We start from the raw sequence: 2,446 nt of genomic DNA, 5'->3' as shown, positions 1-2,446 counted from the left end.
AGGCCGTCGTCCCGCATGCTCTCGACCAGATTGCCGGTGGTGACCACTGATGTCCTCGTGGTGGCCGGTGACCCTGCACGCCACCCACCCGAACGGCACCGAGGTGAGCGCCACCGATCTCGGCGGGCAGAAGCGCAGCCGGGCGGGCCGCTGGGCGTTGCTGCTGCGGCGGCACCGTGACCAGATCCCCGAGCCGGACGACGCGACGCCCGCGAAGCAGGACTCGGTCCATACCCGCTCCGGCTCCGCCGAGGACAGCGCGGCCGGCCTGGCTGACCGAGCCGGGGAACGCAGCTAGGCGACCCCGTCCTCCGAGCCAGCGTGCGCCGGAAATATGCAACCTAGGGGTTGCACTCTGAGTTCTCATGTGCAACTCTGGAGTTGCACATAAGAGCAACGAAAGGACGACCGTTGAGCACTGCAGCGACCGAGCTGGACCGGATCGAGCGACACATCGAGATCGACGCGACCGCAGAGCGCGTCTGGGAGCTGGTCTCCCGTCCGGGCTGGTGGATCAACGAGGGAACCGTCGACCCCGACCCGGATGTGCGCCAGGACGGTGACCTGACGGTGGTCAGCCATCCGAAGTACGGCATCTTCCGGCTGCGGACCGTGACGACCGACCACCCGTCATATGTCGCCTTCCGCTGGCTGGAGCAGACTTCGGACGGCGACGGCGACGGCGACGGCGACGGCGAGGCACCGTCCACCCTCGTCGAGTTCTGGATCACGGAGCGCGACGGCGGCGTGACCCTGACCGTGGTGGAGAGCGGCTTCACCGGACTGGGCAAGGAGCGCGCGGCCGTGGTCGACCACGTGCAGGAGAACACGGCGGGTTGGGAGACCGAGCTCACCGCCGCCAGGACCTTCGTGGAGAGTGCCTCCCGGTGATCGAGAGCCTTCCGAAGGTGTTCTCGGCCCTTGCGGACGACACCCGCTGGCGCATCCTGGCACGCCTGGGCGAGGGGCCGGCGTCCGCGTCGGCCCTCGCCCGCGAGCTCCCGGTCAGCCGGCAGGCGATCGTCAAGCACCTGGACGTGCTGCGCGCCGTCGGGCTGGTGGAGTCGCAGGAGCGGGGCCGTGAGGTGGTCTACCGCGCGGTCGGTGGCCGGCTCAGTGACGTGGCACGCGACCTCGAACGGATCGGCAGCGTCTGGGAGCAGCGCCTGTCGCGCATCAAGCACATGGCCGAGCGCGACGGCTGACCCGCCACTGGTCGACACGAGTGGCATGGACGAGTGGCACAGTTCCCGGCGAGTGGCACACCTCTACGTGTGCCGCTGGTCGGGAACTGTGCCGCTCGTGGGTTTCGGCGGTCATCAACGTCCGAGCAGCCCGCGGTCGTTCTTGAGCTGCAGCACCCGCAGCGCCGAGGCATTCACCGTGGCCCGGAAGCCCGGATCAGACTCCGCCCGGTCCACCACGGCCGACACCATCTGGGCCACGAACGGCCCGTCGACGGTCAGCACCAGGTCACCGCCAGCCGCGATGAACTGCGTGGCCCGCGCCCCCGGTGACCAGGGGGCCACCTGGCGGGCGGCACCGAGGTCGTCGCTGATGACCACGCCGCCGAAGCCGAGCTGTTCGCGCAGCAGGCCGGTCACGATCCGACGCGAGAACGCTGCCGGGTGCTCGGGATCGAGCCGGGCGTAGACGGCGGTCGACATCATCACCATCGGCACGCCCTGCCCGATCGCCGTGGCGAACGGTCGCAGCAAGCGATCCCGCCGCGTCGTCACGTGATCGGTGACCCCGGAGCTCGTGTCGGTGTTGGCGTCGACGCGACCCAGCCCCGGGAAGTGCTTGACGACGGGGACAACGCCGGCGGACGTCATACCGTCGGCGAAGGCGAGCCCGTGCTCGGTGACGGCCGCGGGGTCGCTGCCGTACTCGCGCCCGAAGGCACCGATGGGCGGGTTCGCGTCCGCTGTCCCGCTCGGCACCGTGTCGAGCACTGGCGCGAGGTTGACCGTGATTCCCGCCGAGGCGAGCTGGTCGCCCCAGTCGCGGGCCTGCGCGCGCAGCTGGGACGGCGACCAGCCCCCCTGGGTGACGGCGGACGGCATACGGGAGAAGCCCGGGCCCTGCAGGACCTGGACGGCGCCGCCTTCCTGGTCGGTCGAGACCAGCAGCGGCGCCCCCGCCGTGGCCCGCCGGGTGGTCAGCGACTGCAACTGCTTGCTCAGCCGCGCCGTCGCGTCGACGCCCAGGCTGCTGCGGCCGGTCATCATGACGTTGCCGACATGCAGGTCGGTGATGGCGTGACCGATCGACCCTGTCTCGCCTGTGGCCGGGGTCCCGACCATGAAGAGCTGGCCGACCCGCTGGCGCAGGGTCATCCGGTCGAGGACGGCCTTGGCGCGAGGCGACGCCGCAGGGACGGTGGTCTGCGAGGTGGCGCCGGGCGCCGGCCGGGGTGAGGCGGTCACGCGGGGCGAGCGGGTGG

At 71.1% G+C, this 2,446-nt stretch carries 4 protein-coding genes; 3 read left to right on the top strand and 1 reads right to left on the bottom strand.

Going from position 1 to position 2,446, the window contains the following annotated elements; all coding sequences use genetic code 11:
• Nucleotides 1–49: 49 nt before the first annotated feature.
• The 3 genes from FRW57_RS20465 (at nucleotide 50) to FRW57_RS20455 (ending at nucleotide 1,205) form a co-directional block, all read left to right on the top strand.
• Nucleotides 50–298, top strand: coding sequence for a hypothetical protein (locus tag FRW57_RS20465; RefSeq protein ID WP_152186922.1), 249 nt, complete (start codon nucleotides 50–52; stop codon nucleotides 296–298).
• Between the two features lie 113 nt (nucleotides 299–411).
• Nucleotides 412–891 (top strand): SRPBCC family protein, encoded by a 480-nt coding sequence (locus FRW57_RS20460; RefSeq protein ID WP_137119884.1) that lies wholly within the window; start codon nucleotides 412–414, stop codon nucleotides 889–891.
• Nucleotides 888–1,205, top strand: coding sequence for an ArsR/SmtB family transcription factor (locus FRW57_RS20455; RefSeq protein ID WP_137119885.1), 318 nt, complete (start codon nucleotides 888–890; stop codon nucleotides 1,203–1,205). Before FRW57_RS20460 ends, FRW57_RS20455 begins: the two co-directional genes overlap by 4 nt.
• 114 nt (nucleotides 1,206–1,319) lie before the next feature.
• Here FRW57_RS20455 and FRW57_RS20450 read toward each other — a convergent pair.
• A partial coding sequence (locus tag FRW57_RS20450) for a glycoside hydrolase family 3 protein (RefSeq protein ID WP_203230453.1) occupies nucleotides 1,320–2,446 on the bottom strand: 1,127 nt, incomplete at its 5' end.

This window comes from Segeticoccus rhizosphaerae, from assembly GCF_009192725.1.
Lineage (GTDB): Bacteria > Actinomycetota > Actinomycetes > Actinomycetales > Dermatophilaceae > Segeticoccus > Segeticoccus rhizosphaerae.
Note: the sequence above shows the minus strand (reverse complement) of the source record. Positions and strands in the feature narration are given on the sequence as shown.